Raw genomic sequence first — 21,519 nt, forward strand, 5'->3', positions numbered from 1 at the left:
GTTCTTCTCCTCCACCCTTTGACTTGTTAAGCTCTTGGCCGGGTTCCGCGCTAGGTAGCGGCCAGTGCCGATTGGGCAGCGGCGAGGCGCGCTATGGGAACTCGGAACGGGGAAGCGCTGACATAATCGAGGCCGACCCTGTCGCAGAACGCGATCGAGGCCGGATCGCCGCCGTGTTCGCCGCAGATCCCCAGCTTGATGTCGGGGCGGGCCTCGCGGCCCAGACGGGCGGCCATCGCAATCAGCTTGCCGACCCCTTCTACATCGATGCTGACGAATGGGTCGGTGGCAAAGATGCCCTTGTCTATGTAGCTGCCAAGAAACCGTCCGGCATCGTCCCGGCTGATGCCCAGCGTGGTCTGGGTAAGATCGTTGGTGCCGAACGAGAAGAACTCGCCAACCTTGGCGATCTCGTCCGCCACCAGCGCGGCGCGGGGCAATTCGATCATGGTCCCGACGGTGAATTCAACCGTCAATCCCTGCTCCGCGAAGACCGCTTCCGACACCCCGATCACAATCCGCTTGAGCATGTCGAGTTCGCGGGCCGTGCCGACGAGGGGGATCATGATTTCCGGCACGACCGGTTGGCCGGTCTCCCGGCTCACCGCGCAGGCCGCTTCGAAGATTGCGCGGGCCTGCATCTCGTAGATTTCCGGATAGACCACGCCCAGGCGGCAGCCGCGGTGGCCGAGCATCGGATTGGACTCGGCTAATTCCTCGGCCCGGCGTCTGAGCTGATCCACGCCGATGCCGACGGCGGCGGACAGCTCGGTGAATTCCGATTCGGAATGGGGAAGAAACTCATGGAGTGGGGGATCGAGCAGCCGCACCGTGACGGGAAGCCCCTGCATGATCTCGAAAATCCGGGCGAAATCGCTACGCTGTTCGGGCAACAACCGATCGAGCGCGACGAGCCGCTCAGCCACATTCGCGGCCAGGATCATCTGGCGCATGAAGTTGATGCGTTCGCCGTCGAAAAACATGTGTTCGGTGCGGCACAGACCGATGCCTTCCGCTCCGAACTGGCGGGCGACTTCGCAATCGGCCGGGGTTTCGGCATTGGTGCGCACATTCATGCGGCGATGCCGATCGGCCCAGGCCATCACCGTCGCAAATTCGCGGTCAAGCTCAGGCATCACGGTTGGCAGGGCGCCCTGGAAAATCTCGCCGGTGCTGCCATCGATAGTGATCAGGTCACCTTCGGCGATGTGCACGCCACCAATCTCCGCTGATCGCGCCTGGTAATCGATCGACAGGCTGGACGCCCCCGAGACGCAAGGGCGCCCCATGCCCCGCGCGACGACCGCCGCATGGCTGGTCATGCCGCCCTTGGCAGTCAGAATTCCGCGAGCGACATGCATGCCATGGATGTCGTCCGGCGAAGTTTCCTGCCGGACCAGGATGACGTTTTCCCCCAGTTCGGCGCGCACCGCAGCCGTATCGGCGTCGAACACGACCGCGCCCGATGCAGCCCCCGGCGAAGCCGGAAGCCCCGATCCCAGCAGGGTCCGTGGCGCGTCGGGATCGAGCGTGGGATGCAGAAGCTGATCGAGCGAGGCCGGATCGATCCGCCTGATCGCCGCTTCCTCGGCGATCAGGCCTTCCTCGACCATATCGACGGCGATCTTCAGCGCGGCTTTGGCCGTGCGCTTTCCGGAGCGGGTCTGCAGGATATAGAGCTTGCCGCGCTCGACCGTGAATTCGATGTCCTGCATGTCCTGATAGTGCAGCTCGAGCAGCTCGAACAGGCGGGCGAGCTCCGTGAAGACCGCGGGCAGCGCCTCTTCCATCGACGGCAGCTTGGCGCCGGCGGCCGTGCGGGCTGCGAGCGTCAGATATTGCGGCGTCCGGATCCCGGCGACCACATCCTCGCCCTGGGCGTTGACCAGCCATTCTCCGTAATAGGCCTTGTCCCCGGTTGCCGGATTGCGGGTGAAGGCGACGCCCGTCGCGCTGGTTTCGCCGAGATTGCCGAATACCATCGCCTGGACGTTGACCGCCGTTCCCCATTCGCCAGGGATGCCGTTGAGGCGGCGATAGACCTTGGCGCGATCGGATTCCCAGGATTCGAATACAGCAGCGATTGCGGAAGCAAGCTGCTCGTCGACGTCCTGCGGAAAGGGAGCGCCGCGTTCGGCCTCGACGATGCCGAAGAACTCGCCGATCAAGTCACGAAGATCGGTGGCGCTCAGGTCCACGTCCTGCGAGACGCCGCGATCTTCCTTGGCCTTTTCCAGCGCGTCCTCGAACCGCGCGTGATCGATCCCGAGCACAACGCTTGCGTACATCTGGACGAAGCGGCGATAGCTGTCCCAGGCAAACCGCTCGTCGCCAGACGAAGCAGCCAAGCCACGCACCGTTTGGTCGTTGAGGCCCAGGTTGAGGATCGTGTCCATCATGCCCGGCATCGAGACCCGGGCGCCGGAACGAACCGATACCAGCAAGGGATCGTGCCGATCGCCGAACCTCTTGCCCACCGTGCGCTCGATATGGGTCAGCGCCGACCTGACTTCGCCATCGAGGCGCGCGGACTGGCTGTGGCGATCGCGCAGGAAATGAAGGCATTCTTCGGTTGTGATGGTGAAGCCGGGTGGGACAGGCAACCCGATCCGCGCCATCTCGCCGAGATTGGCGCCTTTGCCGCCCACTACCGCCTTGTCGCGGGCGCGCGAGTCATCATGGGCAATGCCGGGGCCGAACGTGTAGACGGTTTTCATTTGCTGCTAGTTTCCCCGGGGAATGTGCCGCTCTTGCCAAACATGTCCCCGGGCATGCCGCGCCTTGCCGCCACACGGGCGGCAAGGCGGCTGGCGAACACGGTCCTTACATCCGGAGGATGGCCTTGATCGCGCTGCCAGTTTTTTCGGTGTCTTCGACAGCCTGGTTGATCTGATCGAAATCGTAGAACGAGCAGAGCTTCTCGAATGGGAACAGGCCGGCCTTCTGCATCGCGATCAGCTGCGGGATGAACACCTGCGGCGTGCTGGAGCCTTCCACTACCCCGCGCAGCTTGCGACCGAACAGGATGTTGTTCATATCAAGCGAAAATTCGGTGCCCAGCTTGGCGCCGCCCACGACTGCGGTTTCCCCCATGTTGTGGGTGCTTTCGACCGCTGAACGCAGCACCTGCGGGATCGCGGTCGTGTCCATCGCAAAATCGGTACCGCCGCCGGTCATCGCGACAATCGCTTCCTGGGCATTGGTGGTCGACGCGTCGATCACATCGGTTGCACCAAGTTCGCGCGCGACTTCGAGCCGAGCCGGGTTGCGATCGACCGCAATGATCTTGAGACAGCCCGATGACTTGGCGGCCATCACTGCGCTGAGACCGACCGAGCCGACGCCGAAGATCGCAATCGAGGCACCTGGAGCCGGCCGCAGCGAATTGAGGATTGCGCCCGCGCCTGTCTGGATACCGCAGCCCAGCGGGCCGAGCAATTCGATCTCGGCATCGTCAGCAACCTTGACGCAATTGTTCTCGCTCGCAATCGAATAGGTCGCGAATGAGGACTGACCGAAGAAGCAGGCGTTCACGTCCTCGCCGTTGCGGGTGATCGGGGTCGATCCGTCGAGCCGGCGGCCCATGAAATTGAGCGGGAAAAGGCTGGGGCAATAGGCCTGATGCCCCTTGAGGCAAGCCGGACAGGTGCCGCAATAGCTGAACGACAGAACCACCTTATCGCCCGGCTTGACAGTGGAAACCCCACGGCCGACCTTTTCGACGACGCCGGAACCTTCATGGCCGAGCACGGCCGGCAGCGGGGTCGGGTAATACTGGTCGCGGACGGTCAGGTCGGTGTGGCATATGCCCGCCGCCGCAACCTTGACGAGCACCTCACCATCGCGGGGGTCTTCGATCGATACGTTATCGAGGACGAATTCTCCGCCTTGGCGTTCAATGATCGCGGCGTAGGCTTCCATGCATATTCTCCCGGGTTTTTGGCAATCGCGCGTTATTAGCAAAAGAAATACAGGTTCTTGTCTTGCGTGACTCTCGCATCGAGGATGAGCTTACGCCGGAAGACCTTGAAGCCGTTACCATCCCGACGCAGCTTGTCCTCGCGCCCCAACGTATGCACCGTCACTTCCGTCTGGCGGCGGTTGCGGTACACAAGGATGTTCGACAGAACGTCCAATTCGCCGTTACCGGCCTCGAATGCTTCAACATTCGAAACGAAGTACCGTATCTTAGACGGCGGATCCTCCATCCATACCTGGCCTGAATAAAGCCGCTCGACGCGCTGCTTGAGCTCTCCGAAATCGTCGTTGTAGATTGCCGCATCGTCAGGCGTCGGGTCGGGGCGCCGGTCCCTGGTGAGCCGTTGTTCATAGATTGGCATCCAGTAATGGATGTCTTCGGCGACCATTCCCTGGAGCCATTCCCGGTACTGCCCGGTTTGAAACATTCTGACCTCAGCGCGATAGTGCGCTTCGATATCATAGTGAACGGCCGGCGTCACCGGAACTTGTTCAGACGACATATTCTCTCCTTATTCTATGATTTTCGAACCACCGCTTGGGGCGCTCATTCGGCCGCGTTAAGCTTCTCGTTCCAGAAATTGCGGTTCGGGAAAACCGAATCCCAAGTGTCGTCATTTGCTTTCACGCTAGCCCAATCGGGTGCATCGATCATTTCCTTCCAGAACCGGTAAAAGCCCCGGTAAGAGGTTTCGCCGATGAAGCTGATCCCGACGATGCCTGGATAGACTGGATGCGGCCCTTCGTAGCCGACCCCCATCGTGGAGTTCATTCTGCCATTGCGCGTGATCACGCCTCGGTTGATGTAGGTTGCCGAAGACATGTTTTCGCCATCGTCGCTTTCCAGCGTCCCGGCGGTGCCGAAGGTGCGGATCGCTTCGCGCTGGATCATGCTCTTGGTAGCTGGATCGGCATCGCGCGGAACTATGGTATAGGTCCACACCTCGATTTCATGCGGTCCGCGTGGATGCCAGATCTTGAAGGTGTTGGTCCCGTAGAGGAACGAGCAGTTTGGGAAGATCGAGCAGTTCCAGTGCCCCAGATAGAGCCGTTCGCGCTCCGGGCCGAACTTGCGGCGCACCTCACCCCTCGTGTCCTCGAGAAATTTGGTCCAGCCCTCCCGCTTGATGTGGAGTCCGGCCGCGGCATTGTCGATCACCCCGAAGCCGTGACCGTGCCGGGTCGTGAACTGCAGGCCGAGATCGTCGAAGGGAATGTCGGCGCGATTGCCCGCCAGGCCAGCCAACTCGCCGCCGATCTGGCTGAGCGCGGCGGCATGGGTCCAGCCGACGTGATAACCATCGCCGATGAAATTCTCGGCCGGTACCTTCCAGTTGCACTGGAGCAGGCTCTTCATCGGGGGGCCAAGCAATTCCATTCCGCCGCCGGCACCCTCCCAGATGGTATCGAGGTAATAGCGGAACTCACCCAGATAGTCCTCCAGGCTGGGCGCTTCGGGATCGTGGCAACCGAAAATGAAACCCTTGTAGGTTTCAACCCGAACGGACTTCGCCGCCAATTTCTGCTTGTCGAGGCTGTTATGATAGCAGCGCGACTCGAGCGGGACATCGACCAGCGATCCATCCTGGCCGAACACCCAGCCATGGTAATTGCAGACGAACGCCTTGGCATTTCCGCTGTCGGCGTGGCAGATCTGGTTGCCGCGATGGCTGCAGGAGTTGATGAAGGCGCGGAATGTCCCGTCGCTTTGGTGCGAGAGGATGACCTTGTCTTCGGCCATATAGGTGGTGATGAAATCGCCCGGCTTGGGCACAAGCGATTCGTGACCGAGCATCAGCCAAGCGCGTGAAAAAATCCTCTCTATTTCAAGAGCGTAAACATCTTCATCCCAAAACACCTGACGGGATTGGCTGGCATTCACGGTGTCTACGAGTGTGGCGTCGCTGCTCATGGCTCTCTCCGGTTTTCACGAACTGCGGTTGTCGTCTGCAGATTCGTACACTAAGGGCAATGCGATGTACGATATGCAAAAAGCCGATGCCACGCAAGTGGGATTGAGAGTGACGGACCGTTCGTTCTGATGGGTACTGGCAATGGTTCTTCTGGATGGCGGCAGGCCCTTCGTTACGTATGGAGCTCACCAGTCTTGTTGCTTTCTCTCGCTTCGCTATTCTGGGCGCTGAACCCCATCGTGGGCCGGGCGGCGCGCGACTTGCTTTCTCCTCTGGCGCTGGCCTTTTGGCGTTGGGTGGTCGCGTTGCTATTCGTTCTGCCCTTTGCCTGGCGGCACGTCGTGGCCGATCGTCGGGTCCTGCGCGATTCCTGGCGCCTGCTGGCGGTGCTGGGCGTGTTCGGCGTGGGGGTGTTCGCCTTCATCGTTTACTGGAGCCTGCAACTCACCACAGCCACCAACAGCCTGCTGCTGCAATCGACCATGCCGATCATGACCTTGGTCATGCCGAGCATTCTGTTCGGGGAGCGGATCAGACCGCTGCTGGTTTCCAGTGCGGCGCTGTCTCTTACCGGAGTCGTCTGGATCGTGACCAGAGGGCAGCCTTTCGCGTTGCATCTTGGCGGACTCAACCATGGCGACTTGCTCGCCCTGACCGGGGTCTTCCTGTACTCGGCCTACGCGACGTTCTTGCGCAAGGTGCCCGCCATACACCACATCACTCTGCTCGCTGTGCTGTTCGCGGTCGGCATGGGAACGCTGGCTGTACCTTACCTGGTGAGCCTGGCCGATGGCGGGGTCGCCAAGCCACAAATTGAAGTGATTGGCGCGGTGCTCTATGTAGGCATCTTTCCTTCGCTGATTGCCTATGCCTTCTTCAACCGTGCGGTAATCCTGATCGGTTCAGTAAGAGTCGGCGTCTACATGAATCTCCCCACGGTGTTCGGTGTTTTCTTGGCGGTGCTGCTGTTGGGAGAGAGACTTGAAACCTATCACATGGTCGGAGCGGCCATTGTCTTGGCCGCGATATTCGTATCGCGCCGAGCAGCAGCAGGCCAGACGGAAAACAGGGGAGAGCGGAAACCATGAGTGATGAGACCGGGGCGATGGCCTACGATGGCGCAGTGCGGTGGGCTGCAAACCGCCCTGACCAATTCTGGCTCGAGGCCGCAAAGGCGATCGACTGGGTCGAAAATCCGCCGCGCGCCCACGACCAAAGCATGGGCTGGTTTCCCGAAGGCATCCTGAACACATGCCACAATTGCCTCGACCGGCATGTCCAGGCCGGACGCGGCGATGCGCTGGCGCTTGCCTATGACAGCCCGGTAACCGGAACCATCCGCCATTACACCTACCGCGAACTGCTGCATGAAACCGAACGTACGGCGGCGATGCTGGCGAGCCTCGGCGCGAAAAAAGGGGATCGGGTAATCCTCTACATGCCGATGATCCCCGAGACGGTTTTCGCGATGCTGGCTTGCGCGCGGCTCGGTGTGATCCATTCCGTTGTGTTCGGCGGGTTCGCCCCACCCGAACTGGCCAAGCGGATCGACGATGCCACCCCCAAACTGGTGCTCACCGCTTCGTGCGGAATCGAGGGCAGCCGCACCATTGCCTACAAGCCGTTGGTCGACGAAGCGCTGGTCCTTGCCGCCCACTCGGTCGAGCATGTCGTCCTGGTCCAGCGCGAACAGCTAACCGCGGACTTGATGCCCGTCCGAGACATTGACTGGCACGATCTGCGGCGGAGGACCGCCGATATGCCGGTGCCTCCATGCGTTCCTCTCGCCTCCGGCGATCCGCTCTACATCCTCTACACTTCGGGCACCACAGGAACTCCCAAGGGTGTGGTGCGCGACAATGGCGGACATGCCGTGGCCCTGTCGTGGTCGATGGCCAACATCTATGGCATCGGGGCAGGGGACACGTTCTGGGCTGCCTCGGACGTCGGTTGGGTGGTGGGGCATAGCTACATCGTCTATGCCCCGCTGCTGGTTGGGGCCACGACCGTCCTGTTCGAAGGCAAGCCTGTCGGCACACCCGATCCCGGCACGTTCTGGCGGACCATAGCGCGCCATAATGTCAAGAGTTTCTTCACTGCGCCGACCGCCATCCGGGCGATCCGCAAGGAAGATCCCGATGCCCGGTTCCTGAAGGAGATTGGCACCGGAGCGTGCCGCGCGGTGTTTCTGGCCGGAGAACGCGCGGACCCGGAAACGATCGCGTGGCTGGAGCGGTTAAGCGGTTTGCCGGTGATCGATCACTGGTGGCAGACCGAGCTTGGCTGGCCGGCCATCGCTTCATGCTTCGCGATGGGGGACCTGCGCCGCAAGCCTGGCAGCGCTGGCTTTCCGGTGCCCGGTTACCAGTTCGCCATCCTCGATGACGATGGACTTGCTCTGCCCGACGGGGCAAGCGGCAATGTCGTTATCGAAACCCCGCTGCCGCCCGGCACCTTCCGTTCGCTGTGGAACAACAACGCCACGTTTGTCCGAAATTTCGAGACGTTCCCTGGGTACTACGAAACCGGTGATGCAGGCTTTCGCGACAGTGAGGGCTTCATGCACATCATGGGACGAACCGACGACATCATCAACATCGCCGGTCATCGGCTGTCGACCGGACAGATGGAAGAGATCGTGTCGCGGCAACCAGGTGTCGCTGAATGCGCCGTCGTCGGTGCGGACGATAACCTCAAAGGTATGGTACCGATTGCTTTCGTCACCCCGCAAGCCGGCTATGCGACGGACAAGAGCCTTGTCGAGCGCTCAGTCCTTTCCGTGCGCAGCGAACTGGGGGCTATCGCGGCGCTGAAGGCAGTTCTGGTCGTTGAGCAATTGCCCAAGACCCGTTCTGGCAAGATCTTGCGTAGCCTGCTCCGTAAGATCGTGAACCGCGAACCCTTCGATATCCCCGCGACAATTGACGAGCCGGAAACGCCAGCCAAGCTTGCGGCGGTTTTTGCGGAAGAAGCGGGACTTAACGACCCTCATTCGCTGAAGCGGGTAAGTGATTGATCCGCATCATGAGCGTTTTGACCGATTAGAGGCAGCGTCAGAACGCTCTCGTAATGGTGTACGATCGGGTTTTGTTATGATCGTAGCCATCCGGTGAGGCTTGCGATTACCCATAAGTATTTGAGACGCTATGTTCGCGGTTGGTAGCTCGTCCCCGGCATGCAGTATCGAGGGTTGACCAAAGATCAGGTCCTATCCTCATGCATGGGAGACGAGCCATGGAATATTCTACGACATATGTAGCGATGGACACGCACAAAAAGACGATAGCGGTATCGGTCGCGGAGGCAGGTCGGCGCGGGGAGGTCCGCTACATCGGTGAGATATCCAGTGATCCTACAGCAGTGGCGAAGATGGTTGCCAAGCTGGCGGCACGTCATGCCCGTTTGTCATTCTGCTACGAGGCGGGGCCGTGCGGCTACGGCCTTCATCGCCAGATCACGCAGCTCGGCCACGAGTGCGTTGTCGTTGCTCCTTCACTCATTCCGACACGTCCCGGCGATCGGGTAAAGACCGATCGTCGCGACGCCACCGCTATTGCCGCGCTGTTTCGTTCCGCCGAACTGACCGCAGTGTAGGTGCTGGACGAAGCTCATGAGGCCATGCGGGACTTGTGCCGGGCCCGCCAGATGGCGATGCAGGGATTGCGCCGGACCCGCCAGCAGGTGCTGGGCTTTTTGCTGCGCCAAAGCCGGATATACAGCGCCGGCAATCACTGGACCGGAAAGCATCGCCGATGGCTGGCAGCCCAAGGCTTCGAACATCCTGCCCGCCAGATTGCTTTCGAGGAGATGGTCCAGGTCGTTGATGAAGCCGAGGCCCGCCGGGATCGGCTTGCCCGGCAGATGGAGGCATTGGTGCCGTCGTGGTCATTGGCGCCGGTCGTGACTGTTATCCAGGCCTTGCGTGGGATTGCCCTGATCGCGGCGATCACCATCGTGGCCGAGATTGGCGATTTCCACCGTTTCGCCAACCCCCGCCAGTTGATGGCCTACCTCGGCCTGGTGCCTTGCGAGCATTCTTCCGGCGCCAAAACCGCGCGTGGAAACATCACCAAGGCCGGGAATACTCGTGCGCGACGCATGCTGGTCGAGAGTGCCTGGACTTACAGACTCCCGGCGCGGATCGGAGAGACCATACTCAAACGCAATCAGGGGCTCGACCAGTCGATCCGCGATATCGCCTGGAAGGCGCAGGTCAGGCTCTGTGCTCGTCATCGCCGTATGACCCGCGCCGGCAAATCGGCAAACGTCGTCAACGTCGCCATCGCCCGCGAACTGGCCGCCTTCGTATGGGCCATAGCGACTAGCCTCAAACAACCAGTCTAATTAACCCGCAGCAGCAAAAGGAGCATCTGCACTAGCTGTCTGGTTGCGACACATCATTGGGACATGGTAAGTAGCGCCATCGCGGATCACGCGTGGCGCTTTGCCGCTTTTGCTGATGAGGTTTCGTGATGGTGCAAATACATCCACAAGCCCGGACCACTCCTGCTGTGAGGGCGGAAATTGCCCGTTCCACCGAGCGGACCAGTGTCGTGGCCAAGCGCTATGGCATCAGCGACGAGACGGTCCGCAAGTGGCGCAGACGCGGCGAGCAGGCGGTCCAGGATCGCTCAAGCCGTCCCACGCGCCTGGCTTGGCGCATGAACGAGGAAGAGCGTGCCATTATCTGCGCTGTGCGCAAGGCGACAGGCTTCGCCCTAGATGATCTCACCTTCGTGCTCCGGCACTTCCTGCCACACCTCAACCGCAACAGCATCTATCGGGTGCTCAAGGCCGAGGGGCTTAATCGACGACCGCCCAAGCCCGCGGCGCAGCCACGCAAAGGGCAAGGCCGCTTCCAGGATTATGACCTGGGCTTTGTCCACATCGACGTGAAACATCTGCCAAAGCTGCGCACTGCGGACGGCGAGATCCGCAAGCGCTTCCTTTATGTGGCCATCGATCGCTGCTCGCGGTTCGTCCATCTCGACGTCTACGACGCCGAAAATGCCGCCAACGCCATCACCTTCCTCAAGGCCGCCAGGAGAGCGTTCCCGTTCCGCATCACCCATGTCCTGACCGACCGGGGATCTTGCTTCACCGCTGACGATTTTGAACAAGCCTGCGCGAAGATGAGGATCAATCATCGCACGACGCGGCCCTATACACCCCAGACCAACGGCATGGTCGAACGCTTCAATGGCCGCATCGCCAGCGAGGTGCTCGGCATCAACGTCGCCGGCCATGCCGATCTCGAAATCCTGCTAACCGGCTTCAACCGTGCCTACAACCGGCGACGACAGCGCGTGCTCCAAGGCAGTTCACCACGCCAGATGGTAGAGAAACGCATCGGCTTGATGCCCTCGCTAGCCAATCCTCTTTACAACCCTAAGGCGCCGGACGATCTTATGGCTAAGGTCGACGACATCTTGTATTATGCCAATGATGTGTCGCAACCAGACAGCTAGGCCGTAGATCTGTAATTGCAGAGCGAGGCGGTGTGATCCCTTGAGGGTTTCATGGATCTGTCCGCACTAACCGGGCCGAGGCCTGGCCGTGCTGTATCGGGTCTCACAGAGCCGAACGTTGCATTGACTCGATGCGGGCTTGTTTACCCACTACGCAGCTTCGCAGATCGCTCGTCCCTGCGTTCCCTCGCGGAACACCGCCCTCGGATCAACTTTGACGCTTCACCGCTGGCAAACAGGTTCTACTCTACCTCATGCTTGGAACAAAGTGCCATCACGCAGCATGGCATGCATGATTACCGCGAGCCGGCGAGCAAGCGCGACACGGGCCTTCTTCAGGTCGCGGCGCTTGGCGATATTCAGAGCCCATGTTTTCAAGGCAAAGGTCTCGCGGCTGCGGGTGAGGATCGAGTTGGCCGCCTCGTAGAGCAGCTTGCGGACGGTCCCGTCGCCTTGCTTGGTGATCCGGCCTGTCCAGTCGAGTTCTCCCGATTGGTGGCGTCTGGGCACCAGGCCGAAGTAGGCGCCGGCATTGCGCGATTGTCGGAAGCGACCCGCTTCATCCACCGCGGCCGCGAATGCGGCGGATGTCTGCACGCCGACGCCGGGGATAGTCATGAGGATCTCGCAGGCCTGTGACTGGCTGGCGATAACACGCAGGCGACGGTCCATTTCCTTGATCTGCTCGACCAGTTCGGCGCGCACCGACAGCAAAGAGGCGATGGCATCGCCAAGGCCGGGGATATGCGCGGCCTGCTTGATCCGTTGGAGGAATGCCTTTCCCTGGCCAGCGCCGGGGGGATAGCCGAACGTGGCGCAAAGACCGCGGATCATGTTATCGAGACGGACACGGGCCTCGACCAGGTGGCCACGCGCGGAAATCACACTGCGGACGCCATGCGCTGCAGGAGATTTGACGTGCACCTCCTTGTAGAACCCCGTTCGAGCCAGTTGCGCGAGCCCGGCGGCATCGTGCGGGTCGGTCTTGTTCGCCTTCATTGCCTTCAGGCTCTGGTGCGCCTGCCGGGCGTCGATGCACACCACCAGGACGCCGAGTTCGCGCAGTCCAAGGCAGATCGCCGGCGACATGCGGCCGGTCTCGATCACCGCGCGTTCGATCGGGCCATTGCGTTCGAGCATCTCAGCCAGGGCCTCTGGCGAACTCTCGACCTTCTCCGACACGAGCTTCCGACCATTTTCATCAACGATGCAGACCTGCGTGGTTTCCATCGACAGGTCCAATCCGGCATAGTGCTTCATGGCTGCTTCCTTCCTTCAGGATTCGACAACCAGAAGTGTGCGCCTCCACCGGGGTCCGAGGAAGCAGCCGCAATTACACGATGACTCATAAGCACGGAGCCAGAGGCGCATTGAAGCGAGTTGCACCATGGCGAGGAAGTTGTCGGCGAGTTTATCATAGCGGGTTGCGACGCGACGGAAGTGCTTCAGCTTCGAGAAGAACCGTTCGATCAGGTTGCGCTCGCGGTAGAGGCGCTTGCTGAAGCAGGGTTTCCATTTTCGATTGGATTTGGCCGGAATATTAGGCGTAGCTCCTTGCTCTTCGATCAGTGCGCGAATGCGGTCGGCATCGTAGGCTTTATCAGCGAGCACGATGGTGCGCGGCCCGAGATGGTCGAGCAGCGTGTCCGCGACCTGCCCGTCATGCGCCTGTCCCGCCGTTAGGCCAAGCCGGATCGGGAGCCCTTGCGCATCGACGACCGCGTGGATTTTGGTCGTAAGCCCGCCTCGGGAGCGACCGAGGCAATGATCTCGATCCCCCTTTTTGCCGTCGCGGCCTGCTGGTGGGCCCGAACAGAGGTGCTGTCGTGCGCAGCGGTGATGGCATCCATCATCCGGTCCCAGACGCCAGCCTTTCGCCATCGCACGAAGCGGTTATAGCAGATGGTGCGCCGCCCATAGCGCTCGGGAAGATCGCGCCACGGAGCACCGGATCGCAGCACCCAGAAAATGCCGTTCAGGACGCGTCGGTCGTCAACACGCGGAACGCCTCTGGGCTTGTTGGGCAGCAGCGGCTCGATCACGCGCCACTCAAAATCGGTTAGGTCATATCGGCTCATGCCGCCGCTGAATCACAAGTCGAAGCGAGACAAAACCCATTATGTGCTATCCGGCGTGTATCCAGGTCAAAGGCAGTGTTGAAATGAGCGAGTGGCGAGATGTTCACGTTGGCTTTGAGGGCGACGGTGTGAAAATCAGCGGCATTGCAGTCTGGCAGCAAAATTGGCGACGCACTGGGGAAGAAGCCATTCAACTCCCTCATCCAAGCTACCAGCATCAGCGCCATCGGTTCGATATTTACGAGGTCGGGCCTACAGATAGCCTAATCCGCTTCGCGGCTGGCGAACTCTCCAACGGTGTATGGGGCTTCTACATCCCAGCCTGAATCGCGTTTATGGGTTCACGACCTAACACACACTCTGCGCTGCTCATCAATGGAAGCGGCGGCACGGTAGGGCATTCCTCGATGTGATTCTGTGGCCGGTCAAAACCGACGCCCGACTTGAGACAGAGGCAGGCCCGAGACGAATACGCGGTCTTGCGGTATCCAACCCGCGCATCACAGTCTGATCAACCGTCGTCCAACGCCGCCGCTTCCTACCATGCGCAGCGCTACAAACCCTCGCCGCCATTGCGAGCGGAAATCGTGTCCCGAGGGGTTCTCTAATCGCCAAGGTCAAGTGTTGATTTCTCAGCGATCCATCCTGCGTGCCGGGCTCTTGGGTTCTCTCCGCGGTCACCGCGTCGGGTGCCGCATGTTTGCGTTCCAGTTCGGGGGATCGAAGTGGTGTGCGCGGTCATTGCCGCTAACCCGGGAGCGATCTCACCCTCGCCGCGCGTCCCGGCTGGACGCATTCCGTTGTGCTGATGATCAGTGTCGTTTCGGTTGCGATCTATGCCATCGCTGGCTCCCGGAAGGGCGTGTTAGTGCGCCACATCGCATGCAATGTTACAGCAAGTTTCCGCGCCAGAGCCACCTTGGCTTTTCGGGTTCCTGTCCTTTCGGCGATAGCTTTGGACCAGTTGCGTAAGCGTGGGCCACCAAGGTCCCGACAGACGATCGCGTTCGCCGCCTCAAATAGGCATTTCCGCGTGAACCTATCTCCGCGTTTCGAGATGCGACCGTTCCGGCTACACCCACCGTGTCGCTATCGCGAACAGCCGTCTCGTCAGCATGGTCGATGCTACCGTCACCTTCCGTTGGCGCGACTATCGGCATGGCAATGCCCAAAAGCATATGGCTTTGACCGCAGACGAGTTTATCCGCCGGTTCCTGCTCCACACTCTGCCCGACCGCTTCCATCGCATCCGTCATTACGGTTTTCTTGCCAACGGATGTCGTCGTACCCTATAGCGCGACGATCTGGATGAGAGGCCTCTCATCCTGTTTGTCGCGCGGCAACTGCCGCCAAGGCCTTCTCGGCGGTGCGGCGTGGCTCCAGGAGGCTTGGGAAGTAACTGCCTTTTCGAAGCTTCGGGATCGCCAGATCAATCCGGCCAGCTCGCGTATCCCAACCGCGCTCGCGGTAGCCGTTGCGGTGGTTCAGCCGTTCCGGGCTGCGTGATCCGCAAGGCACGCCCGTCTTAGCCTCGATCTCCAGATCCATCATGCGCTCTGCGGCGAATGCCAGCATCTCACCCACCAAATCGCTATCAGCCCCTTGCTCAATCAGCTCGACAAGGGCCATTCTGTCATCGGTCATCGTCTTCTCCAGGTTCGAGTTCGCATCCGAACCCTACCAGAAGATCGACGGTGGCCACCCTCTCAGGGAAACCTTCCTACACCACTTAACGTAATCGCCACACTCGACCTCCGCTTCGTTGCGGTAGGAGGACATTGCCGCTTCGGCGCTCGGCCGGAGTCGAACGTGGAGGACATTGCCGCTCTCGATGGCAAAATTCAGGCCGTAGCCAAACAGCATGGTACGGTACGTCTTTTGATGACAGCACCGGGAGTCGGACCGATCACCGCGATGGCGGTAACTGCAGCGTTCGACGACGCCGAACGCTTCAACCGATCTTCCAGCGCGGGCGCTTATCTCGGTCTGACGCCAAGGCGCTACGAATCTGGCGAAATCAGCCGGAACGGGCGCATCTCGAAAAGCGGTGACAGGTTCGCTCGGAAATGCCTGTACGAAGCGGCGAATGCGATCTTGTCTCGAAAGCTTGGCGGCCCTCGCCTGCGTGAGTGGGCACAGGCGATCGCCGGCCGAACCGGGCCTCGCAAAGCGAAAGTCGCGCTGGCCAGGAAGCTGGCGGTAACATTGCACGCAATGTGGTGTACCAATACGGCCTTCCGGGAGGCCGCTATGGCCTGACCTAAATCCGAAACAATACGCTGAACTCAAGCGCGACAGAACGCGTCCTCCTGGGACGCTTAGCGAGGGTGAAATCGTTCCCGCGAGTGCGGCACGGACCGCGCACACCACTTAGATTCACCCTACTTTGAACGCTAACATGCGGCGTCCAGCGCGACGACCGCGGAGAGAACCCTGGAGCCCACCACGCGCGTGACGAACCGCATAAGAGATCAGCTGTTGACAGTGGCGATTAGGGAACCTCGCGGGACACGACCCACCCTAATCAACGAATAACCACATGATTATGAGTAATGGATACTGGGACGGTTGCGCCTGAGCGAACGTTTTGATAAATCATCAGGGCTTCATGACATCTGCGAAGGTTTCCCGTTGGGAGATTTATCGCGTGCCCAAGGTTAACTTTCGCCTCGACGAGTCGCTGCACTCAACATTGATGCGACGCGCGCGTGGCGCGAACCTCTCTCTGTCAGGATTTATCCGTCAGGCGCTGGAACAGGCGGTCGACGAGCGCAAGCGCTACGTCTTCTCCTCGCAAGATGAAATCCTCGCCACCTCCATCCAGATACTCTCGATCCTGGCGACCTCCGTGGGCCAGCAGTCGCCGAAGGCCCTCGAACAAGGCATGGCCCAGGCGCGATCCATACTTCTGGAGCGCGGCCTCCTCGGGGAGGCGGATCGCCCATGAGCATTTTCCGGAACGATACGCTGGGATCGTGGACGCGGGGCGGGCAAGCGATCGTCCACAATGTCCGCATGACCACTCAGGTCTTCTACCAGACCATGCTGGCCGGGTTGATCATCTGGATCATCGGCACGCTTTGGTATGCCTTCGAAAAATCGACGGAATATGAGCGCTTCGTGCTGGTCAAGCTCGCGGAGGCGATGATCAAGGTCGACGCAGCGGGCGGCCCCAACGATCCGGTCCAGTTTCGCACGCCGACAGGCCAATCCTACTGGACGTCCGCGGACTGGTTGGCCGCTTCGACCCTGGCAAAGAAGACGCTGCACCAGTTCGAGATCTATCTTCTGCACGGCGCTCTTCTATCCGGGCTCTTCACCCTCGCCATGCTCGGATGGGCCTGGTACTACTTCACGCGGACGGGCAGGGGCCTTGGCTCCAACGAATATCTGCGCGGCGCCCGCTTCGGTACCATCAGGCAAGTGAAGCGCGCACTCTGGCGGCAAGGCAAGGGACCGTTGATCGTAGGCAATGTCCCGGTCCCGGAAGCCTTCGAACCCGAACATATCCTTCTGTGCGGGGCGCCGGGGACAGGCAAGACCAACCTCATCAACGGCATGCTCGATGGCATTCGCAAGTCGGGAAGGCGAGCGATCGTCTATGACACGGCGGGTACTTTCGTCGAGAAATTCTATCGCCAAGGCACGGACATGCTGCTCAATCCGCTCGACCAGCGCACGGCGCGCTGGTCGCCCTGGGTCGATGTGCCGCGCGACTATCATTATGATCAGATCGCCGAGTCGACGATCCCCGACAAGCATGGCGATCCATTCTGGGCCAAGGCCGCGCGAGGCACCCTAGTCGCGGTCATGCGCAAGGTCGCGCGGCAGAAGCACACCTATGTCTCGGTGCTGCTCGACCGGCTGCTACGCTCCAAACTCAAGGATCTCGCCGCTTTCGTGTCCGGGACGGATGCAGCAGCCTTTATCAGCACCGAAGGTGAAAGGACGTCGGCAGGCATTCAAGCGGAACTCGCGTCGGTCATGCGCAGCTTCGGGTATCTCGACGATACCGAAGATGGCTTTTCGATCCGCGACTGGGTGGAGAAGGGGCAGGAAGGGAGCTGGCTCTTCATCACCGTCAAGGCAGATCAGTTGCCGTCGTTGCGGCCCCTGATCACCGTCTGGCTCGATATCGCGATCAGCGCGATCATGAGCCTCACGCCCGACCGCGATCGCCGCCTCTATTGCGTGATCGACGAGCTGCCGACGCTCCAGAAGCTGCCGTCACTGTCCGACTTCCTTGCCCGGGCCCGCAAATATGGCGGCTGCGGCATATTGGGGTTCCAGTCCTATCCCCAGCTTGAAGCCACTTACGGCATTCAGGATGCCGCTGCCATCACCGGCTACTGTTCCACATGGGTAGCGTTACGGGCCAACGATACCGCGACGGCCAAACATGTGTCGGAGAATCTGGGTCAGGTCGAGCAGGTCGAGGCCAATGAGGGCATGTCCTATGGCGTCAACGACATGCGTGATGGCGTCAACCTCTCGCGGATGCAGGTGACGCGGCCGCTGGTGATGCCGACCGAAGTCACCAACCTGCCCAACCTGGTCGGATTTCTGCGCTTCGGCCGCAATCTGCCGGTTGTCCGCTTCGACAGCCGTTTCAACGAAATTCCTTCACTCGGCCCCGCCTTTCTCGAGCGTACGGAGTCCCCCATTCAGATCGATAAGGCGAAGAAGCTCGTCCGGATCGCTCACGCCGAAGCGCGCGTCCGAGAGGTGATCGAGCGGGAAGCGGCGCAAACACCGCCGCCGCCCGCGAAACCGCCGGCCAGTTCCCCAGACGAGCCGCCGAGCGGTGAACAACCGCCGCAATCTCCGCCGCAGCAACGGGACCTGTTCCAGCCGCCTGAGCCGCACGTCGATGCGCAGCGGGTTGAAGACATCCTGTTGAACGAGGAGGACGCTGACCTTCCGGTTCCGCCCCGGCTCGCCTGGACGATCCTGGCGGGCAAGCAGGGCGAAATCCGCTCCGACCTGGTGCAACATGAGCGGGACGATGGTCCGCGCGAACCGTCGCGACCGGCATGATCCAGCCGCAACGTCTCCACGGCAAGCCCGCCAATATCGCCCGATATTATACGGTTGGCGACTATTATACCAAGGGCGGCAACGAGCCGTCCGAATGGGGTGGCAAACTTGCTGCCGACCTCGGCCTTTCCGGTCCCGTCGACGCCAGGCAGTTTCGTGACCTGCTTGCCGGCAAAGTCGGCGATCAGCAACTGGGGCGACACCGCACTGACGGGCAAATTCAGCATCATCCCGGCTGGGACTTTGCCGTCAATGCCCCGAAATCCGTATCCATCATGGCGCTGGTGGCAGGGGATGAGCGAGTGCTCGCCGCGCATGAACATGCTGTCACAGCTGCCATCACCTATCTGGAGGAACAGGCACAACTTCGCCGCCGCGAGGAAGGCAAGATCGTTCATGAGACCACGGGGCGCATTCTCGTCACGCGCTTCACCGAGCATGGCAGCCGGGAACTCGACCCGCACCTCCATACCCATCTGGTCGTTCTCAACATGACCAATCGCCAGGATGGCGACCCGATGGCGAGCCTGGAAAGTCGCGTCATGTATGGTGAGCAGCGCGTCGCCGGGCAGATCTATCGCAATGCGCTCGCCTTCAGCCTCCGCGAGGCTGGTTATGAGGTCGAGTTCGATCCTCGCACTGGCTTATTCGAGATACGGGGCGTGCCCAAGGAGCTCATCGAGCGCTTCTCGCAGCGCGCAGAGGCGATCGAGGAGCATGCCCGGGAACATGGCCTGGTCGGCCAAAAGGCCCAGCGCGCCTCCTTCTATGCCACCCGCAAGGCCAAGGTGAAGATCGGCGCGCAAGAACTTACTGTACAATGGCATGAACGGACTGGCGACCAACTCGACACGCTTGATAAAATCGCTGCCGTTGCACGCGAACGGGAGGGGCAACATTCTCCCCCTACCGAACGCACGGCTTCACGCGCTGCCCTTTTCGGCCTGCGGCAACTCGAAACCGCCGAAGCCGTCAACAATCTCGGCGATATCCTGCGCACGGGGCTCGCAGCCCATGTCGGGGAAATGCGGCTGGAGGATCTGCGTCCTCGGGTCGCGATGCATGAACTCATGCGAAAACTGCTGCCGACCCACGAGCAAACGGGCGACAGGGTACTCACGCATGGACGCACCACCCGCAAGTCATGGCGGCTGGAACTGGCGCTTACCCAACATATTGCACTTGGCCTCGACGACGCCCGGCCGATCGCGTCGGGCGACCGGCTCTTGGCCGTGCTGGAAAAGACGACACTCAATGCGGAGCAGCAGCGGGCCCTGGTCGAGACCGCTATGTCACGGGATCGCGTCACCGGAATCCACGGCGTTGCCGGTTCGGGCAAATCGACACTGGTGCGGGTATTGGGCGAAGCGGCGGAACCAGGAACGACGCTGATAGCATTGGCGCCCACATCATCGGCGGCTGCGGAACTGGGGCAAAAGGCCAGTATCGAGGCGCACACGGTCGCCAGCTTTGTAGCGCGTGGCGGCCATGGCATAACGGATCGCCATGTGCTCGTGCTCGACGAGGCCGGTCAGCTTGGCAACCGTCAGGCTAGAAGGCTGCTCGAGATCAGCCGGATAACCGGAGCAAGGCTCCTGTTCCTTGGTGACGAGAAGCAGACCGGCGCCATCGAACAAGGCAAGCCCTTCTGGCTGATGCGCCGGCTGGGATTGCCGGTGGTGGAACTGACCGAGGCGGTTCGCCAGGAAACCCGTACGATCAAAGAAGCGGTCGCTCAGGCGAGGGCCGGCAATTTCGAGCAGTCGCTCAAGAATCTCGACAGCGTGACGACCGTCACCGACAATGAGGCCATGGCCGCGATGGTGGTCAACGCCTGGGTGAGGCTCAAGCCCGACTCCCGTGCGGGCACCAACATCCTCGTGCTCGACAACGCCACGCGCCTCATCGTCAACAGCAAGATCCGCGAAGCGCTCAGGAACGAGAATGGGTTGGCAGCCGAAGACAGCAGGCTCTCGATCCTTGCCCCGGCAGGCTTCACCGATATCGAAAAACATATGGGCCGCTTCTACGGAGCAGGGCAGGTGGTGCGCTTCGACCGCGACATCGCTGGTCTCGGCGTTGCCCGGCACACGGACTATCGCGTCGTAGGGCTCGGACGGGAGCCCAACGGCCGGCAGGTCGTGCGCCTTGTCGATGAACAGGGTCGCATCATCCGCTGGGATCCGCAGACGACACGGGCCCGGCACATCAATGTCTTCAACCCCGAAGAGCGTGATCTGGCCGAGGGGGATCGTATCCAGTGGCGACTGGTCAATCGCGATCTCGATCTGCGCAACGCCGAGCGCGGCACGGTCGAAAAGCTGGACGGCGACCTCGCCACCATACGATGGGACCGGGACGGCCGTGTACAGCAGGTCAACCTGACAGAGCACAAGACCTGGGACCATGGCTATGCCGAGACGGTATATTCCTCCCAGTCGAAGACCTATCCGCGGGTCTTCCTGCTGGCGCCCGTGGACTCGCCGCTGGTTAGTGCCCAGAACTTCTACACTGCCATTACGCGCGCCAAGTACGGCGTCAGGCTCTGGACGAACAACGTCAAGGAACTTGTCGCCAAGCTGGAGCGACAGTCGGGTGAGAAGACCTCCTCCACCGAGGGCCTTGGACGCATGGACCAGGACCGCGTCGGCCCGTTCACGAACCGGCAGCGCGCGCGCCTGGCAACGCTGAAGGCCGAACAGGAAAAGGACCGGGCGTCGCGTGGAGATCGCGCCCTTGAAAGGCAATTGTCTCGCCGGGATCGCGGACCGCAAGGGACAGCAGAGTATATCGCGGAAGGCGCCCGAAGCGTCGCGCAGGTCCTCTACCGGTTTCTCGAGGGTATTCTCGATCGTGCTCGCACCCGGATCGAGCCCCCGGCGACGCATGCTGAACGGCAGTCGCCATCCCCCGCACCTCAACCCGAACCCTCCCACGGTCCCGAACGATAGAGGCTCGTCCCATGCTCCTCATCCTGCTCGCTGTCGCGTTGATGCTCCTGGCCCTTGTCCTGCACCGCTTTCACGTGCCCTTGCGGCATCGCTG

13 protein-coding genes and 4 pseudogenes are annotated in these 21,519 nt (G+C 61.2%); 10 read left to right on the forward strand and 7 right to left on the reverse strand.

Going from position 1 to position 21,519, the window contains the following annotated elements:
* Positions 1-50 precede the first annotated feature (50 nt).
* From ppdK to QOL62_RS13600, 4 genes are all read right to left on the reverse strand, one after another.
* The gene (ppdK, locus tag QOL62_RS13585) at positions 51-2,717 is read right to left on the reverse strand and encodes a pyruvate, phosphate dikinase (RefSeq protein ID WP_037508587.1); all 2,667 of its coding nucleotides are present in this window, start codon (positions 2,715-2,717) and stop codon (positions 51-53) included.
* A gap of 106 nt (positions 2,718-2,823) precedes the next feature.
* Positions 2,824-3,921: an NAD(P)-dependent alcohol dehydrogenase gene (locus QOL62_RS13590; RefSeq protein WP_037508586.1), complete on the reverse strand. Its 1,098-nt coding sequence runs from the start codon at positions 3,919-3,921 to the stop codon at positions 2,824-2,826.
* Positions 3,922-3,956: 35 nt separating this feature from the next.
* Positions 3,957-4,481 carry an aromatic-ring-hydroxylating dioxygenase subunit beta gene (locus QOL62_RS13595; protein WP_283406669.1) on the reverse strand — a complete coding sequence of 175 codons (525 nt, stop codon included), beginning with the start codon at positions 4,479-4,481 and terminating at the stop codon, positions 3,957-3,959.
* 44 nt (positions 4,482-4,525) lie between these two features.
* Positions 4,526-5,773 carry an aromatic ring-hydroxylating oxygenase subunit alpha gene (locus tag QOL62_RS13600; RefSeq protein WP_283406670.1) on the reverse strand — a complete coding sequence of 416 codons (1,248 nt, stop codon included), beginning with the start codon at positions 5,771-5,773 and terminating at the stop codon, positions 4,526-4,528.
* 246 nt (positions 5,774-6,019) lie between these two features.
* On the opposite strand from QOL62_RS13600, the gene QOL62_RS13605 reads away from it, so the two are divergent.
* The 4 genes and pseudogenes from QOL62_RS13605 to QOL62_RS13620 all read left to right on the forward strand — a co-directional run bounded on the left by QOL62_RS13605 (position 6,020) and on the right by QOL62_RS13620 (position 11,359).
* Positions 6,020-6,979 (forward strand): DMT family transporter, encoded by a 960-nt coding sequence (locus QOL62_RS13605; protein WP_052076587.1) that lies wholly within the window; start codon positions 6,020-6,022, stop codon positions 6,977-6,979.
* Positions 6,976-8,907 (forward strand): AMP-binding protein, encoded by a 1,932-nt coding sequence (locus QOL62_RS13610; protein ID WP_052076586.1) that lies wholly within the window; start codon positions 6,976-6,978, stop codon positions 8,905-8,907. Before QOL62_RS13605 ends, QOL62_RS13610 begins: the two co-directional genes overlap by 4 nt.
* 218 nt (positions 8,908-9,125) lie before the next feature.
* Positions 9,126-10,235, forward strand: a pseudogene (locus QOL62_RS13615) (IS110 family RNA-guided transposase).
* Positions 10,236-10,363: 128 nt separating this feature from the next.
* Positions 10,364-11,359, forward strand: a complete 996-nt coding sequence (locus QOL62_RS13620; protein WP_188083124.1) for an IS481 family transposase — start codon at positions 10,364-10,366, stop codon at positions 11,357-11,359.
* A gap of 252 nt (positions 11,360-11,611) precedes the next feature.
* Here the strand turns inward: QOL62_RS13620 and QOL62_RS13625 are convergent, their stop codons facing one another.
* Complete coding sequence (locus QOL62_RS13625; RefSeq protein WP_283406671.1) at positions 11,612-12,619, reverse strand: IS110 family RNA-guided transposase; 1,008 nt, start codon at positions 12,617-12,619, stop codon at positions 11,612-11,614.
* A gap of 96 nt (positions 12,620-12,715) precedes the next feature.
* A pseudogene (locus QOL62_RS13630) lies at positions 12,716-13,437 on the reverse strand (IS5 family transposase); the annotation flags it as partial.
* Positions 13,438-13,520: 83 nt separating this feature from the next.
* On the opposite strand from QOL62_RS13630, the gene QOL62_RS13635 reads away from it, so the two are divergent.
* The gene (locus QOL62_RS13635; RefSeq protein ID WP_137405232.1) at positions 13,521-13,763 is read left to right on the forward strand and encodes a hypothetical protein; all 243 of its coding nucleotides are present in this window, start codon (positions 13,521-13,523) and stop codon (positions 13,761-13,763) included.
* A gap of 741 nt (positions 13,764-14,504) precedes the next feature.
* Positions 14,505-14,720, forward strand: a pseudogene (locus QOL62_RS13640) (transposase); the annotation flags it as partial.
* A gap of 58 nt (positions 14,721-14,778) precedes the next feature.
* On the opposite strand, the pseudogene QOL62_RS13645 reads toward QOL62_RS13640, so the two are convergent.
* A pseudogene (locus QOL62_RS13645) lies at positions 14,779-15,081 on the reverse strand (transposase); the annotation flags it as partial.
* Positions 15,082-15,246: 165 nt separating this feature from the next.
* Between QOL62_RS13645 and QOL62_RS13650 the strand changes: the two are divergent.
* From QOL62_RS13650 to mobF, 4 genes are all read left to right on the forward strand, one after another.
* Complete coding sequence (locus QOL62_RS13650) at positions 15,247-15,696, forward strand: IS110 family transposase (RefSeq protein ID WP_052076585.1); 450 nt, start codon at positions 15,247-15,249, stop codon at positions 15,694-15,696.
* 349 nt (positions 15,697-16,045) lie between these two features.
* Entirely contained in the window at positions 16,046-16,384 is a 339-nt protein-coding gene (locus QOL62_RS13655) for a CopG family transcriptional regulator (protein ID WP_223178292.1), read from the forward strand.
* Entirely contained in the window at positions 16,381-18,474 is a 2,094-nt protein-coding gene (locus QOL62_RS13660) for a type IV secretion system DNA-binding domain-containing protein (protein WP_283406672.1), read from the forward strand. Before QOL62_RS13655 ends, QOL62_RS13660 begins: the two co-directional genes overlap by 4 nt.
* Entirely contained in the window at positions 18,471-21,425 is a 2,955-nt protein-coding gene (gene mobF / locus QOL62_RS13665; protein ID WP_037508570.1) for a MobF family relaxase, read from the forward strand. The genes QOL62_RS13660 and mobF overlap by 4 nt, the downstream gene beginning before the upstream one ends.
* Positions 21,426-21,519: the final 94 nt, after the last annotated feature.

The sequence above is a fragment of the Novosphingobium panipatense genome (genome assembly GCF_900182875.1).
GTDB lineage: Bacteria > Pseudomonadota > Alphaproteobacteria > Sphingomonadales > Sphingomonadaceae > Novosphingobium > Novosphingobium panipatense.